Source organism: Bradyrhizobium sp. Leo78 (assembly GCF_059512425.1).
The window spans coordinates 129,329-143,496 of the sequence record NZ_JCAMOT010000003.1 but is presented as its reverse complement, the minus strand read 5'-3'; the positions used below and the strand labels follow the sequence as shown (position 1 = coordinate 143,496).

17 protein-coding genes are annotated in these 14,168 nt (G+C 64.2%); 11 read left to right on the top strand and 6 right to left on the bottom strand.

Annotated elements, in window-relative coordinates; genetic code table 11:
- Positions 1-21 precede the first annotated feature (21 nt).
- Both AC5ZG1_RS05360 and yidD read right to left on the bottom strand, forming a co-directional pair.
- Positions 22-189 carry a hypothetical protein gene (locus AC5ZG1_RS05360; RefSeq protein WP_165435402.1) on the bottom strand — a complete coding sequence of 56 codons (168 nt, stop codon included), beginning with the start codon at positions 187-189 and terminating at the stop codon, positions 22-24.
- A gap of 117 nt (positions 190-306) precedes the next feature.
- Positions 307-651: a membrane protein insertion efficiency factor YidD gene (gene yidD / locus AC5ZG1_RS05355; protein WP_130228207.1), complete on the bottom strand. Its 345-nt coding sequence runs from the start codon at positions 649-651 to the stop codon at positions 307-309.
- 245 nt (positions 652-896) lie between these two features.
- Between yidD and AC5ZG1_RS05350 the strand changes: the two genes are divergently transcribed.
- Entirely contained in the window at positions 897-1,829 is a 933-nt protein-coding gene (locus AC5ZG1_RS05350) for a COG3904 family protein (protein ID WP_496132182.1), read from the top strand.
- A gap of 233 nt (positions 1,830-2,062) precedes the next feature.
- Here AC5ZG1_RS05350 and AC5ZG1_RS05345 read toward each other — a convergent pair whose 3' ends face one another.
- The gene (locus tag AC5ZG1_RS05345; RefSeq protein WP_130228209.1) at positions 2,063-2,509 is read right to left on the bottom strand and encodes an iron-sulfur cluster assembly scaffold protein; all 447 of its coding nucleotides are present in this window, start codon (positions 2,507-2,509) and stop codon (positions 2,063-2,065) included.
- A 246-nt stretch (positions 2,510-2,755) separates the two neighbouring features.
- Here AC5ZG1_RS05345 and folE point away from each other — a divergent pair, with 246 nt between their 5' ends.
- The 10 genes from folE (at position 2,756) to AC5ZG1_RS05295 (ending at position 11,733) form a co-directional block, all read left to right on the top strand.
- Entirely contained in the window at positions 2,756-3,451 is a 696-nt protein-coding gene (gene folE, locus AC5ZG1_RS05340) for a GTP cyclohydrolase I FolE (RefSeq protein WP_496132181.1), read from the top strand.
- A 28-nt stretch (positions 3,452-3,479) separates the two neighbouring features.
- A complete protein-coding gene (gene hisI / locus AC5ZG1_RS05335) occupies positions 3,480-3,902 on the top strand; it encodes a phosphoribosyl-AMP cyclohydrolase (protein ID WP_496132180.1) in 423 nt (140 codons plus the stop codon).
- Between the two features lie 212 nt (positions 3,903-4,114).
- Positions 4,115-4,726 carry a c-type cytochrome gene (locus AC5ZG1_RS05330; RefSeq protein ID WP_130228221.1) on the top strand — a complete coding sequence of 204 codons (612 nt, stop codon included), beginning with the start codon at positions 4,115-4,117 and terminating at the stop codon, positions 4,724-4,726.
- Between the two features lie 13 nt (positions 4,727-4,739).
- Positions 4,740-5,996, top strand: a complete 1,257-nt coding sequence (locus tag AC5ZG1_RS05325; protein ID WP_496132179.1) for a c-type cytochrome — start codon at positions 4,740-4,742, stop codon at positions 5,994-5,996.
- Between the two features lie 26 nt (positions 5,997-6,022).
- Positions 6,023-6,196, top strand: coding sequence for a hypothetical protein (locus AC5ZG1_RS05320; protein WP_496132178.1), 174 nt, complete (start codon positions 6,023-6,025; stop codon positions 6,194-6,196).
- Positions 6,197-6,198: 2 nt separating this feature from the next.
- Positions 6,199-6,777, top strand: a complete 579-nt coding sequence (locus tag AC5ZG1_RS05315; RefSeq protein WP_456644658.1) for a cupredoxin domain-containing protein — start codon at positions 6,199-6,201, stop codon at positions 6,775-6,777.
- Complete coding sequence (locus AC5ZG1_RS05310; protein WP_496132177.1) at positions 6,767-8,392, top strand: b(o/a)3-type cytochrome-c oxidase subunit 1; 1,626 nt, start codon at positions 6,767-6,769, stop codon at positions 8,390-8,392. The genes AC5ZG1_RS05315 and AC5ZG1_RS05310 overlap by 11 nt, the downstream gene beginning before the upstream one ends.
- On the top strand, positions 8,389-9,180 hold the full coding sequence (locus tag AC5ZG1_RS05305) for a c-type cytochrome (RefSeq protein ID WP_130228214.1): 792 nt from the start codon (positions 8,389-8,391) through the stop codon (positions 9,178-9,180). Before AC5ZG1_RS05310 ends, AC5ZG1_RS05305 begins: the two co-directional genes overlap by 4 nt.
- 121 nt (positions 9,181-9,301) lie before the next feature.
- Positions 9,302-10,282, top strand: a complete 981-nt coding sequence (locus tag AC5ZG1_RS05300) for a transglycosylase SLT domain-containing protein (RefSeq protein WP_496132176.1) — start codon at positions 9,302-9,304, stop codon at positions 10,280-10,282.
- A gap of 275 nt (positions 10,283-10,557) precedes the next feature.
- Positions 10,558-11,733 carry a DUF2336 domain-containing protein gene (locus tag AC5ZG1_RS05295; RefSeq protein ID WP_456644655.1) on the top strand — a complete coding sequence of 392 codons (1,176 nt, stop codon included), beginning with the start codon at positions 10,558-10,560 and terminating at the stop codon, positions 11,731-11,733.
- 244 nt (positions 11,734-11,977) lie between these two features.
- On the opposite strand, the gene AC5ZG1_RS05290 is transcribed toward AC5ZG1_RS05295, so the two are convergent.
- The 3 genes from AC5ZG1_RS05290 to AC5ZG1_RS05280 all read right to left on the bottom strand — a co-directional run bounded on the left by AC5ZG1_RS05290 (position 11,978) and on the right by AC5ZG1_RS05280 (position 13,984).
- Entirely contained in the window at positions 11,978-12,559 is a 582-nt protein-coding gene (locus AC5ZG1_RS05290; RefSeq protein WP_456644654.1) for an Hpt domain-containing protein, read from the bottom strand.
- Positions 12,560-12,576: 17 nt separating this feature from the next.
- Positions 12,577-13,122: a response regulator gene (locus tag AC5ZG1_RS05285; protein WP_496132175.1), complete on the bottom strand. Its 546-nt coding sequence runs from the start codon at positions 13,120-13,122 to the stop codon at positions 12,577-12,579.
- 82 nt (positions 13,123-13,204) lie between these two features.
- Positions 13,205-13,984, bottom strand: coding sequence for an NAD kinase (locus tag AC5ZG1_RS05280; protein WP_028163273.1), 780 nt, complete (start codon positions 13,982-13,984; stop codon positions 13,205-13,207).
- Between the last annotated feature and the right edge of the window lie 184 nt (positions 13,985-14,168).

Here is a 14,168-nt window from a genome sequence, read left to right as displayed (position 1 = left end):
ATTCACCCATGTCGCATTGCATCACCAGTGCACGCTCTGGCTCGGCACGATGAAGGCGCTGTTGTTAGCCATGTTCGGCTTGTGGGTGAAATAGAGGTAAGCGGAAACGATCAAAATGAGTAGTGCGATGATCGCCAGTAAATCTATCTGGCGGGGGTCATGACCGTGGCGGCTGATTTTCCAGCGCATTGTTGGTGTCCTCCCTGCGGACGCAAGAAGTCAATGCCGCACTGCCGCCACAGTTCCCGCACGCCAGCGATGCATGCATAACTTGAAAGCACCGGCGGAGAGGGCGATCTCTCTGGTCTACGGCGAGTTGACGCCGCGCCAGCGGCCGTAGCGCCAGGGCAGATACCATCGCGCGCCGGGCGGCGCCCGCTCCGGCACGTTGTCGATGCCCGATGTGCCGAAGGGATGGCAGCGCAATAGGCGCGCCAGCGTCATCCAACCACCTGCCCACAAGCCGAAGCGCTCGATCGCCTCATCGCCATAGACTGAGCAGGTCGGCAGATGCCGACAGTTGTAGCCAACCAGTGGCGACAGCGTATGCCGGTAGATCCAGATCAGCGCGCGGCCGAGATTGCGCGGCAGCCGCTGGGCGGCGCTGGCACAGTCTGTGCATCGAAATTGATGTGATGTTCGATGTTCCATGGGCGTCATACCGCAAACTTATGTCGTCTTGCGCGGGTTCCCAAGCAAGGAACTTAGTTCTTGCAGATATTTACGCCACAGTTCGCAACTATTGCACCGCACGGGCGGCGCTGCAGCAAAGGTCCTATGGACGAGACAGGTCAGTACGGTTACCGTTTTGATAACGCTTCGATGACACCATCATGTCACGTTGCGATGGGGCCGCTGCCACTGCTCACCCATAGGGCCAGGGGGAAGGAACCAAATTGAGGCTCGTGACGTCGCTTCGTCTTCGCGGTCTGGCACTTCTCGGCGCCGCCGCCTTTTGCATCACACTGCCTGGCTCGGTCACGACGCTGGGCAATTCGGCCCGCGCTGGCGCCAGTCTGGAAGAACGCAAGACGCCGATGCGATTCAGTTGGGTGGCTTGCGAGCCCAACTGCAGGGGGTGGGTATCCGCCGTCGGCATCATCACCGCCGACAGCCCGCGCGACTTCGAGGAGTTCGCCCGCGGCCGCCAGCTCGGCGGCGCCACCATCGTGCTCGATTCCAGCGGCGGCTCGGTCAACGACGCCATCACGCTCGGCCGCCGCTTCCGTGGCCTGGGCGCATTGACCACCGTCGGCACGACGGTCATCAACCAGACCTCAAAGGGCCAGCGCGCCAGCGTCAGGCCGGAAGCCTATTGCGAGTCGATGTGCGTGTTCCTGCTGTTATCAGGTACGACCCGTTACGTGCCGGAAAGCGCGCATGTCCGCGTTCATCAGATCTGGATGGGCGACCGCGCCGATGACGCGCGTGCCGCGAACTACACCGCGCAGGACATGATGATCGTGGAGCGCGATATCGGCCGACTCGCGAAGTACACTTTCGACATGGGCGGCGCAGGCGACCTGTTGTCGCTGGCGCTGAGCGTTCCGCCCTGGGAAGAATTGCACGAGCTGTCGCGCGACGAGTTGCGGCTGACCAATCTCGTCACCACCGAAGAGGTCGCCGACGTGCTGCCGCCGCAGGATAATGCGGCCACCGTGCCGGTCGCGGATGCGAAAACCAAGCCGAACCAAGACCGTTTCGCCACCAGCGCGGCTGAGGGCGAGACGACGGCGCAGCCCGCGAAGTCGATATCAACCAAGACCGCGGAAGCCCTGGCTCCCACCGGCGGCTCCGCCACGCCGCCCCCGGCCCAGCCGGGGAAATGAACCTAAAGCCGTTGAGACGACGGTATCGGACGCGCCACGCCTCGCGATGCTGCTTGATGCGCCCTCTCCCCTTGTGGGAGAGGGCTACTCCCGTGTCGGCAACTAACTCATTGGGGTGAGGGGTCTCTCTCCACGAACACCCTTGGGAGGCAACCCCTCATCCGTCGCGCATTTCATGCGCGCCACCTTCTCCCACAAGGGGAGAAGGGAAGTAGTCCCTCGACGTTCTGCCCTTACGCCGGCTGCTTGGCCTTCGCCTCGATCTGGCCGATGGCATCAACCACGGCATCAAATGTCAGCATGGTGGAGGCGTGGCGGGCCTTGTAGTCGCGCACCGGCTCGAGCAGGGCGATCTCGGCCCATTTGCCGTCTTCCGGGGGCTTGCCGTTTTCCTTGAGCATCTTGCGCACGGTCTCGCGCAATTCGCGCAGTTCATCGGCGGTCGAGCCCACGACATGCCTTGCCATGATCGAGGAGGAGGCCTGCCCCAGTGCGCAGGCTTTGACGTCATGGGCGAAGTCGGTGACGACGGGGCCGTCCATCTTGAGGTCGACCTTCACGGTCGAGCCGCAGAGTTTCGAATGCGCGGTGGCGCTGGCATCGGGGTCGGGAAGGCGTCCGAGGCGCGGAATATTCCCGGCCAGTTCGATGATCCGCTTGTTGTAGATGTCATTCAGCATGCGAATAGAGCTCGTGGGCAGAGGGGTAAGGCACCCTTGGCGGCTGGGTTCTATGGTCCTATATATGAACCGTATCGGCCGAAATACAGTCCGGCCATGCCATCGGCGCGGGCCAGTTCAGAAGCCAATGCTATGCTGCCGGTGTTAGGATGAAGGGACTCCAGGCGTCCGGCGGCACCAGGCCGCGCCGTCTGCCCGGTGACACACCCGGTCCGAGAAGGGACCGGTCGAACGGAGAGACGTCGAATGGACGCTGCAATCAAATCGATCCGCCCTGCCAAGAGCAACGAGTCCAAAAAGATCGAAACCCGGCCGGCCGAGCTCGATCCGTCCGAATTCCTTGCCGCCGCCGTCCGTGCCGACCAGCCGCGCCCGTCGCGTGCTGAAGCCGAGCAGGCGGTTCTGACGCTGCTGAGCTATATCGGCGAGGATCCGGATCGCGAGGGGCTGCTCGACACCCCACGCCGCGTCGTCGAGGCTTTTGACGAGCTTTACCAGGGCTATCACCAGTGCCCGGCCGAGGTGCTCGACCGCACCTTTGGCGAGACTGCCGGTTATGACGATTTCGTGCTGGTCCGCGACATCGAGTTCACCTCGCAGTGCGAGCACCACATGATGCCGTTCTACGGCAAGGCACATATTGCCTATACGCCGGTCGAGCGGGTGGTGGGCCTGTCCAAGCTCGCCCGGCTCACCGACATCTTTGCCCGCCGGCTGCAGACGCAGGAGCATCTCACCGCCCAGATCGCGGCTGCGATCGACGAGGTCCTCAAGCCCCGCGGCGTTGCCGTCCTGATCGAGGCGGAGCATACCTGCATGTCGGTGCGCGGGGTCGCCAAACATGGCGCGTCGACCTTCACCAGCCGCTTCACCGGCATGTTCCGCGACAATCCGGCGGAGCAGCAGCGTTTCCTGTCCCTGGTGCGAGGACCGACCCGGTAGCCTCGCACAACATTGCGAGGCTTATCCCGTGTCAGCACATGATCACGACCGCGAGGAAGGGCTGGCATTCCAGCCCAAATTCGACGCGTCAGGTCTCGTGACCTGTGTCGCGACCGACGCCGCCAATGGCGACGTGCTGATGGTCGCGCATATGAACGACGAAGCGCTGCGCAAGACCATTGCGACCGGCGAAGCCTGGTATTTCAGCCGCTCGCGCAATGCGCTGTGGCGCAAGGGCGAAAGCTCCGGCCACACCCAGCGCGTGATCGAGATGCGTATGGATTGTGACCAGGACGCTGTATGGATTCGCGTCGAGCAGATCGGTGCGGCCTGCCACACCGGCCGCCGTTCGTGCTTCTATCGCGCCGTCAAGGGTGAAGATGGCGACACACGATTGTCATTCATCGACGCCGAACGCTTGGTCGATCCATACAAAGTCTATCGCAAATAGACTCAATAATTCTCATCGTTGCGCACATGGCGCGATGCAGCGCGCGAGCTGCGTTGCCACCGTCAAAATGATGTGCAAAAATTCCCACTCGTCGTCGAGATGGGGTTACAACGGTGGCGCGTCGTTTTTCTCTACTCCGATTGTGTCTTGTCTTTTTCGCGCTGCCATTCCTTCCCGCGCAGGCGCAGACGCCGGAGCGGGCGCCCGACACCATGGCGGCCCGCGTGCTGGCCTGCGCGTCCTGCCATGGCGCGCAAGGCGAGGGGACGAGCGACGTCTATTTCCCGCGTCTTGCCGGTAAGCCCGCAGGCTATCTTTATAATCAGCTCGTCGCGTTCAGGGACGGCCGGCGCAAATATCCGCCGATGAACTATCTGCTGGAATTCCTGCCCGACGACTACCTGAAGAAGATGGCCGACTATTTCGCATCGCTGCGGCCGCCATTTCCGGAGCCTGCGATCCCGACCGTCAGTGACGCTATACTCGCGCGCGGCGAATCGATCGTGAAGAACGGCGATGCGCAGCGCGGCATTCCGCCATGCGCAAGCTGCCACGGCCCGAGCTTCGGCGGCATGGAGCCCGCGATTCCCGGCCTGCTCGGCTTGCGCGCAAGCTATATCAGCGCCCAGCTCGGCGGCTGGCGCTACGGCACGCGCACCGCGGCGGCCCCGGATTGCATGCAGATCGTCGCAAGCCTTCTCACCGAAGACGATGTGAAGGCGGTCGCCGCCTATCTCTCATCGCGTCCGGCGCCGGCAGACCCGTCGTTCGCGCCGCAAGGCAGTCTGCCGATGCCGCTTGCATGCGGCAGCGAGCCGCGTTGAAGGGAGCTCGCCGATGCAACGCCTCTCGACCAAGCTGATTCTCCTTCTGGCGCTGTGCTTCGCCGGCATGACACCGGCAACTGCACAGCAGAACCCGCCCGCCAATGCCGAGCTGCTCAAGAAGGGTGAGTATCTCGCCCGCGCCGGCGACTGCATCGCCTGCCATACCGCGCGCGAAGGCAAGACCTTTGCCGGCGGGCTGCCGATGAAGACGCCGTTCGGCACGCTCTACACCTCCAACATCACGCCCGATCCGCAGACCGGCATCGGCACCTGGACCTCGGACCAGTTCTACCGGATGATGCATGATGGCCGCTTCCCGGACGGCGGTCTCGTCTATCCCGCGATGCCGTTCGGCTCCTATACCAAGGTGACGCGCGAGGACTCCGATGCGATCTACGCCTATTTGCGTTCGGTCCCGCCGGTGAAGCAGGTCAACAAGCCGCACGAATTGACCTTTCCCTTCAACAATCGCTCTCTGATCATCGGCTGGCGCACGCTGTTCTTCAACGAAGGCGAGTTCAAGCCCGATCCGACCAAGTCGGCGGAATGGAACAGGGGCGCCTATCTGGTCGAAGGTCTCGGCCATTGCGGCATGTGCCACACCGCGATCAACGCGCTCGGCGGCAGCTCGGAATCGCAGGCGTTCGAGGGCGGCCTGATTCCGATGCAGTACTGGTACGCGCCGTCGCTCACCTCGAACAAGGAAGCGGGGCTGGGCGAGTGGAGCATCCAGGAAATCGTCGACTATCTGCGCACCGGCGTCTCTGCGCGCGGCGCGGTCTACGGGCCGATGGCGGAAGTCGTCTACAACAGCCTGCAATATCTCAACGACGAGGACATCCGCGCGATGGCGGTCTACCTGAAGGGCCTCGCGCAGGGCACCTCGCCGGACAAGCCGCCGCCGGCGTTGCCAACTGCAGAGAGCAGCCTTCTGCTCTCGCTCGGCAAGCAGATCTACGACCGCGATTGCGCAACCTGCCACGGCGCGACCGGCCTCGGCATGCCTCCGCATTATCCGCCGCTCGCCGGCAATCAGTCGATCCAGATGGCCTCGGCGGTGAATGCCATCCGCATGGTGCTCAATGGCGGCTATCCGCCGGGCACCGCGGGCAACCCGATGCCCTATGGCATGCCGCCCTTCGCGCAGCGCCTCTCCGACGATGAGGTCGCCGCCGTCGTCACTTACATCAGGACATCCTGGGGCAATCGCGGTGCGCCGGTATCGGCGCGGCAGGCCAACGAATTGCGCACGGCTACGCTGAAGTAGAGCATGATCTGGAGAAGGGGTGCGCCATGACGGATTCATCCTCGCAAGGGCGGGCGCAGCATTCCGATGACGAGGCGGTGGACGCGATCGTGCGCGCAGGTCCCGGCGGCGCGATTGCGGTGGCGGGCATCGCGACCGGGATCGTCGTCGCTTTATGGTTTGCCTTCTATCTCTTCGTCTTCCTGCCGCGGAGCGCCTGATCGTGACCAGCGAGACCGATCATAGTCACGGCGCGCATGGCCTCGGCGAGGCGGTTGCCGCGCGCATCGAGCGGCGCTGGGCAACGTTGTCGATCGTGATCATCGGCGTGCTCGTCGGCTTGGCCGCCTTCTTCGGCATTTACCACACGACGATGCCGCAGGGGCGCGTCGAGACCGCCGATCCCACGACCTTGCATCTTTCCGGCGAATTCGTCGAAAGCAACCTCGGCAGCGCGCTGGAGGCCGACGGGTCCGTCACGGTGCGCGCGATCGGGCAGCAATATTCATTCACCCCGCAATGTCTCGTGGTACCGGCGGAAACGCCGATCACCGTTCGCGCCACCAGCGCCGACGTCGTGCACGGCTTCCTGATCGAGGGCACCAACATCAACATCATGCTGGTGCCGGGCTATGTTTCGGATCTGCCGATCAGCTTCAAGACGCCGGGCGAACACATGATGCCGTGCCAGGAATTCTGCGGCATCGGCCATCAGGGCATGTGGGGCAAGGTCAAGGTGGTCGACCAGGCTACGTTCCGCAACATGGCGGCGAGCAAACGGAGGCTCACCTGTGTTGATTAACAAGCGGCTGATCCTGGCGCATTTCTGGCTCGCCTTCATCGTCTTCGGCGCGGCGCTGGTGCTCGGCGCCTGGCAGATGTTCGTGCGCAGCCCGCTGAACGCCTGGCACTTCAATCCGGAATTCTATTATCGCTCGGTCACCGCGCACGGCACGGTGATGGGCTATGTGTTCCCGACCCTGATCGCGATGGGCTTTGGCTACGCCATCAGCGAAGCGGCGCTGGAGCGGCCGCTGATCGGGCGGCGCTGGGCCTGGGCCGGCATCGCGCTGGTCGCGATCGGCAGCGTGATGGCGATGATCCCAGTCTCGCTCGGACTCGCCTCCGTGCTCTACACCTTCTATCCGCCGATGATCGGCAATCCCTTCTATTACATCGGCGTGGTCCTGGTCGTGGTCGGCTCATGGATCTGGGTCGCGCTGATGTCGATCAATCTCGCGGTCTGGAAGCGCGACAATCGCGACAAGCCGGTGCCGCTCGCGATGTTCGCCAATGTCGCCGGCTCCTATCTCTGGGCCTGGACCGCGGTCGGCGCCGCGGTCGAGCTGATTTTCCAGATCATTCCAACCGCGCTTGGGCTCAGCACCACCATCGATGCTGGACTGGCGCGCGTATTCTTTTCCTGGACATTGCACGCCATCGTCTATTTCTGGCTGATCCCGACCTACATCGCATATTACACCATCTTCCCGCGCGCGATCGGCGGCCGGCTCTACAGCGACGCGATGGGGCGGGTTGCCTTCATCATGTTCGTCGTGGTCGCGATGCCGATCGGCGTGCATCATTTGTTTGCCGATCCGCAGGTCGGCGCCGGCTTCAAGTTCATGCAATCGGTGTTCACCGGTCTCGTCGCGCTGCCGACGCTGCTCACGGTATTCACGATCTGCGCGTCTGCGGAGATCGCGAGCCGGCTGCGCGGGGGCAGGGGCGCGTTCGGCTGGATCGGCGCGCTGCCGTGGAAGAATCCGATCATGCTCGCGACCGCGCTGTCGCTCGTGATGCTTGGCTTCGGCGGCGCCGGCGGGCTCATCAACATGAGCTATCAGCTCAACACCAGCATCCACAACACGCAATGGATCACCGGCCACTTCCATCTGATCTTCGGCGGCGCCATCGTCATCATGTATTTCGCGATCGCCTATGACCTGTGGCCGCATTTGACCGGCCGCACGCTGGATAGTTACGGGATGATGCGCACCCAGCTCTGGCTTTGGTTCATCGGCATGATCGTCACAACGTTCCCGTGGCACTATGTCGGCATCCTCGGCATGCCGCGTCGCATGGCGTTCTATGACTACGCCAATCCCGCGATCGCGCCGCAGGCCCTCTCGGTGACGATGTCGGCGTTCGGAGGATTGATCCTGCTGACGTCAGGTATCCTGTTCCTGATCGTGCTGATCCGCGGCCAGTTCGCGCCGAGGGGCGAGGCGGGCGCCTATCGCTTTGCCATCCCCTTGCACATGCCTGTGCGCATTCCGGTTGCGCTCAACAGTTTTGGCTTGTGGCTGGCGCTCATGATCGGGCTGACGGTCGTCAATTACGGCTATCCGATCGGCCAACTGATGGCCGTGAAGAATACCAGCGTGCCTGCCGTTTATGTCGGAGCCAGCAGATGAGCGAGGAGGAGCTTTATTCGCCGCGTAACCCCTGGTTCAGCATCAGCGTCGGCGTCACCGCCGCCATCGCGGTGCTGTCCGCGGTCGTGGGATTGATCTGGCTGCCGCTGCTGCAGCCCAATCTGAAGCTTGCCGGCATCTGGGATGCGATCTGCAGCGCAGCCGGCGTGCCGAACCTGCCGAGACCCGCCGCGGCGGTCCCGCCTGCGTTCAAGACGTCGAATGTCGTGGTCACTCCGGAAATGCTGACACGGCAGGATCAGGTGTCGATCGGCCGTGGCGCGACGCTCGCGCAGCGCTGCGCGATCTGCCATGGGCCGCAGGGCGTCAGCGACGCCAACTCGCCGAACCTCGCCGGGCAGTACGCCGCGGTGACGTACAAGGAGTTGAACGACTTCAAGACCGGGGCGCGGGTCAACGTCGTCATGAGCCCGTTCGCGGCCAATATGACCGACCAGGACATGCGCGACGTCGCGCTCTATTACGCCTATCTGCCGCGTGTGCCTTCCAGTCAGGTCAATCCGAACCTGCCGCCGCCTGCGATCGTGGTGACGGGCGCGCCGATGCGCAACATCCCGCCCTGCGGCTCCTGCCACGGCGAAATCGACATCAAGGCCGGCAGCCCCTGGCTCGGCGGCCAGTCCGCCGTCTATATCAAGTCGCAGTTGCAGGCCTTCGCATCGGGCACCCGCCGCAACGACATCAGCGAGCAGATGCGCAATATCGCCCGCCAGATGACCGCGGAAGAGATCGATCAGGTCGCGCGGTATTACGAGGCGCAGCCGTAAGGCTCCACCTCCTTAACTTCCCATTAACCATAACTGCCGCAGGGTATTGAAGGGAGCTGCGCCGATTACCGGCGTTCATGAAGCCCACGCGAGCGTTTCGCGAGGAGCGGGGCATCAATCGATGGCGATCGATACATTCAACGCCGGGACGGCGGCAGGTGTCGACCCGACGCGCGCGAAGATCGCGGGTTCGATCAAGCAGGCCGCGTCCACCACCGGCACGAGCTTCCAATACCTGCTCACGACCGCCAAGATGGAATCCAACTTCAACCCGCGGGCTTCCGCGTCGACCTCATCCGCGCGCGGGCTGTTTCAGTTCATCGACCAGACCTGGCTCGGCACGGTGAAGGAGGCGGGGGATAAGCTCGGCTACGGCAAATATGCCGATGCCATCACGAAGAATTCTGACGGCAGCTATTCGGTCAGCGATCCGCAGGCGCGGGCCGCGATCATGCGATTGCGCGACGACCCGGATGCGGCGTCGGCAATGGCCGGCGTGCTGACGCAGTCCAACAGCTTCAAGCTCACCGGCAGCATCGGCCGTCGCCCGACCGATGCCGAACTCTACATGGCGCATTTCATGGGCGTCGGCGGCGCAGCGAAACTGATCTCGAGTGCCGAGGGCAATCCGAACGCCAGTGCCGCGCAGATGTTCCCGAAGGCGGCCGCCGCCAACAGTTCGATCTTCTATGACGGTTCAGGACGCGCCCGCAGCGTGTCGGAAGTCTATTCGGTGCTGAACGCGCGCTATGCCGGCGCTGCTAATTCCAGCGCGACCCGCACTGCTTTTGCCGCGGCCGGCGGCGAGATCGCGAGCGCTGCGCCCGCGCCGGCAATCGACAACGCCGCCTACCTCTCAGGCTTCCCGGATTCCCGCGCGGTGTCGCCTGTGGCCGGCTCGCAGACGGCATCCGCTCCGGGCGATCCGATGTTCCGCTCGCTGTTCCAGGCCGGCGACCGCGCCGAGCCGATCTCGCCGACTGTGCAGGAGCTATGGGGTCGCTCGTCACAGGTCGCCTCGCTCTCCGGCCAGACTCCCGAAGTGCGGCCTCCCGGCCGCCTCGACCTTTTCAGCGACCGCAACGGCACGTTCTCGGGCTGACGCTCCGACAGGTGGTTGCCCCTCATGGTGAGGAGCGCGGCACGCGCGTCTCGAACCATGAGGCCCCGATCTCGCCCGCGGCCCATCCTTCGCGACGCCTGCCGTGCAGGCTCCTCAGGATGAGGTCGGTGTACTTGGAGGCAGGCGCTCATCATTAACGAAACGTCAATAAACCCAAAGAGTTATGGTGAACGCTTTGTTAAGCGTCATGGTTTATCTTTGGTTACGTTGGCACTGCATCACCGTGTCGTCTCGTTGCGTAAGCCGGAAGGGCCATGATCGTTCGGCAGTTCATCAATTGGATCAGGACCGCTCCGGCAGGGGAGCGGGCCGAGGCCACCCGGGCATTGGCGCGGGCGTGGTTGATTTCAGACCTTTCCGAGGACGACCGCATCGCTGCCGAGGGCGCGCTGCTGATGCTGCTCGACGATCCCTCGCCGCTGGTGCGGCAGGCGATGGCCGAGGTGTTCGCGCGCAGCGCCGAGGCGCCGGCGGCCATCGTGCAGGCGCTCGCGGTCGACCAGCCCGCAATTGCGTTGCCGGTGCTGGAACATTCGCCACTCCTGATCGATGCCGATCTCGTCGACATTGTCGCGACCGGCAACAACGAGATGCAATGCGCGATCGCGCGGCGGATCAATCTGCCTGCATCCGTCGGTGCGGCGATTGCCGAAGTCGGCTGTGCCGCCGCAGCGCTCGAATTGATCGAGAACGCGAATGCGGAACTCGCACCGTTCTCATGGGACCGCATCGTCGAACGGCACGGCCATCTTGCCGCGATCCGGGAGGCGATGCTGGTGCTGGAAGGCCTGCCGGCCGCGACCCGCATGGCGCTGGTGGCAAAGCTGTCGGAGACGCTGGCGCAATTCGTGGTCGCCCGCAACTGGCTCCCCGCCGATCGGGCTGATCGTATCGCCAGCGAAGCGCGCGAGCGCTCGACCGTTCACATCGCCGCGCGCTCGCGCGGCGAGGAGATGCGCGGCCTCGTCGCGCATCTGCGCGCGACCTGCCAACTGACCGCCGGTCTGATCCTGCGTGCGCTGCTCTCGGGCAATATCGAGCTGTTCCGCGCAGCCCTCGCCGAACTCTCCGACCTGCCGGAGGCGCGCATCGCCGCGCTGTTGCATGACCGCGGCGCCGCGAGTCTCGACGCGCTATTGATCCGCGCCGGCCTGCCGGAATCTACCTTTGCCGCCTTCCGTGCCGCGCTCGAGGCAAGCCACGAAGCCGGCTATGTCGACAGCATCGACGGCGCGGTCAGGCTGCGCCGACGGATGGTCGAGCGCGTGCTGACCCATTGCGAGACCGATCGGCAGGCCGCCGAACCGCTGTTGATCCTGCTCCGCCGCTTCGCCACCGAATCCGCGCGCGAGGAAGCACGCGTCTTCTGCGAAGAGCTGGTCGCGGAAGAAGCGCTCGCACCGCTCGAGCACGATTTGATCGCGGCGTAGGAAAAACCGCCGCCGCAACACACGTCGTCATTCCGGGGCGATGCGACAGCATCGAACCCGGAATCCATTTCGCCGCCTGCGCATGCAGCCCAATGGATTCCGGGCCTGCGCCTGGCGGCGCATCCCGGAATGACGGGGGATAGCGACGAGCTGCGTAGGGTGGGCAAAGGAGCGCAGCGACGTGCCCACCATTCCGCTCACGATGGTGGGCACGCTGCGCTTTGCCCACCCTACGCAGGCTCCATTACTCCGCCGGTGCGATGCTCGGCGCGAGGATGGCTTCGAGATGTTCTGGGCGGTCGTGGTTGACCTTGAGCAGGAATTCATCGGCGATGCCGCGGAGCTGCCTGCTGAGCGCGCTTGCCATCACGGCGGTGTCGAGCTTGGTGCGCTCGCGCACGATCGCCTGGATCGCGTTGATGTGGTGGGTGATCAGCTCCGCCGGCACCTGGTCGAGATCGGGGGCGTGCTCGATGATGCGGCACAGGCTTTCGGCGGCGGCGCCGGCGGAGGGAAAGCCGAAGGTCGCGGCGTCGCCCTTGATGTCATGAGCGGCGCGGAACAGCTCTTCGCGCGTTTCGTGCGAGAAGCCGTGGCGCAGCACAATGGCGTGCGCGGCCGACAGCCGGTCGGCCTCGATTGTCATCCACTGCTTGAATTCGCCGGAGAGATCCGCAAGCGCCTGCTCGGCGCGCGCAACGGGGTCGTCATGATCGATGTCGGGGGGGATGCGGCGCAAGACTCCGCGCAGCGGATTGGGTTGCGTGATCACATGATGCGTGGCGAAGGTCTTGATCTCGACCGCGCCCGGTTTCTCTTTCGCCATGATGATCTCCTCGCCGCCTAGATCGCCGAACGTGCCTTCTCGAGCAGCGACGGCTGTTGCATCACTTCCATCTCGCCGCCGACGCGGCGCTCGGGCCCGATATAGGTGTTGCTGGTGTTGCGGCGGCGGTCCGGGCCGAAATAGGTCTTGGTCTTGATGAAGGGGCGGGGGTTGGCAACGACATTGAGGATGCGCTGGTAAAGTCCCTTGGCCGAGATCGGCTTGGCCAGGAATTCGGTGACGCCGGCATCGCGCGCCACCGTGACGCGGCGCTTCTCCGAATGCGCGGTCAGCATGATGATCGGCGCGTAGGGATTGGCGTTGGATTCCGGCTGCCGGATCATCTGTGCGAGTTCGAGCCCGTCGAAAATCGGCATCGACCAGTCGGTGATGACGATGTCCGGGACGTAGTGGGTATACATTTCCAGCGCGGTGGCGCCGTCTTCCGCCTCGTAGACTTCGCGCGCGCCGAACGAATGCAACAGCGTCCGCAGGATGCGGCGCATATGCGGATTGTCATCGCAGATCAGAAACCGCAGCTTGTTGAAATCGATGCGATACATGTCCCGCCCGGCCCAAACGGCATTACCCGACGTTAACCATATCGCTGTGGCGGTTAAGGAAAGGTTGCGAGGAGGGGGAGGATCAGTACCCGAACTGCTCGCGCAGGATGCGCTCTTCCAGGCTGTGGCCGGGATCGAACAGCATGCGTATCGAGATGGTCTTGTCGGTCAAGACCTCGACGCGGCTGACGTCGCGCACTTCGTCATGGTCGGCGACCGCCGCCACCGGGCGCTTTGTGCCTTCGAGCACCTCGATCACGACGAACGCCGAATTCGGCAACAGCGCGCCGCGCCAGCGCCGCGGGCGGAAGGCGCTGATCGGGGTCAGCGCGAGCAGGGCGGCGTTGATCGGGATGATCGGGCCCTGCACCGAAAGGTTATAGGCGGTCGAGCCGGCGGGGGTGGCGACCAGGATGCCGTCGGCGATCAATTCAGGCATCCGCTCGTGCTCGTCGATCAGGATGCGCAGGCGCGCGGCCTGATAGGTCTGGCGGAACAGCGCGACCTCGTTGATGGCGTGATGCAGATGCACCGCGCCGTGAATGTCGGTGGCGCGCATCAGCAGGGGGCTGATCAAAGATTCCCGCGAGGCCGCCAGCCGTTCGCGTAAGTTGTGGGTCGCGTACTCGTTCATCAGGAAGCCGACGGTGCCGCGATGCATGCCGTAGATCGGTTTCCCCGAACGCATGTTGGCGTGCAGCGTCTGCAGCATCAAGCCGTCGCCGCCGAGTGCGACCACGACGTCGGCGTCCGCGGCGTCGCAATTGCCGTAGAGCGCGGTCAGTTGCGCCAGCGCCGCCTGCGCCTCGGTGCCGCTGCTGGCAACGAAGGCGATCTTCTCGTATCGCTCGGGACTGGTCATGGCACGACAAGCTCGGCTCTGGTTGCGCGCCGTTCCGCGCCGCGCCCGTCTATACAGCTTGGCCGCGCTTGTCGAGATCAGAAGACCGGCATTTCGGGGTCACAAAATGGCTCGGCAGGGCCGCCCGACACAATTCCGCAATGATCGGGCCTCGTAGCCCGGGTGGAGCGCAGCGCAACCCGGG

Coding starts and splice junctions, on each gene's coding strand:
- AC5ZG1_RS05345 (WP_130228209.1), bottom strand. CDS start 2,509: ATGCTGAATGACATCTACAACAAGCGGATCATCGAACTGGCCGGGAAT.
- AC5ZG1_RS05330 (WP_130228221.1), top strand. CDS start 4,115: ATGGCGGCCCGCGTGCTGGCCTGCGCGTCCTGCCATGGCGCGCAAGGC.
- AC5ZG1_RS05290 (WP_456644654.1), bottom strand. CDS start 12,559: ATGGCGAAAGAGAAACCGGGCGCGGTCGAGATCAAGACCTTCGCCACG.
- AC5ZG1_RS05325 (WP_496132179.1), top strand. CDS start 4,740: ATGCAACGCCTCTCGACCAAGCTGATTCTCCTTCTGGCGCTGTGCTTC.
- AC5ZG1_RS05280 (WP_028163273.1), bottom strand. CDS start 13,984: ATGACCAGTCCCGAGCGATACGAGAAGATCGCCTTCGTTGCCAGCAGC.
- AC5ZG1_RS05320 (WP_496132178.1), top strand. CDS start 6,023: ATGACGGATTCATCCTCGCAAGGGCGGGCGCAGCATTCCGATGACGAG.
- yidD (WP_130228207.1), bottom strand. CDS start 651: ATGGAACATCGAACATCACATCAATTTCGATGCACAGACTGTGCCAGC.
- folE (WP_496132181.1), top strand. CDS start 2,756: ATGGACGCTGCAATCAAATCGATCCGCCCTGCCAAGAGCAACGAGTCC.
- AC5ZG1_RS05300 (WP_496132176.1), top strand. CDS start 9,302: ATGGCGATCGATACATTCAACGCCGGGACGGCGGCAGGTGTCGACCCG.
- AC5ZG1_RS05295 (WP_456644655.1), top strand. CDS start 10,558: ATGATCGTTCGGCAGTTCATCAATTGGATCAGGACCGCTCCGGCAGGG.
- AC5ZG1_RS05305 (WP_130228214.1), top strand. CDS start 8,389: ATGAGCGAGGAGGAGCTTTATTCGCCGCGTAACCCCTGGTTCAGCATC.
- AC5ZG1_RS05285 (WP_496132175.1), bottom strand. CDS start 13,122: ATGTATCGCATCGATTTCAACAAGCTGCGGTTTCTGATCTGCGATGAC.
- AC5ZG1_RS05360 (WP_165435402.1), bottom strand. CDS start 189: ATGCGCTGGAAAATCAGCCGCCACGGTCATGACCCCCGCCAGATAGAT.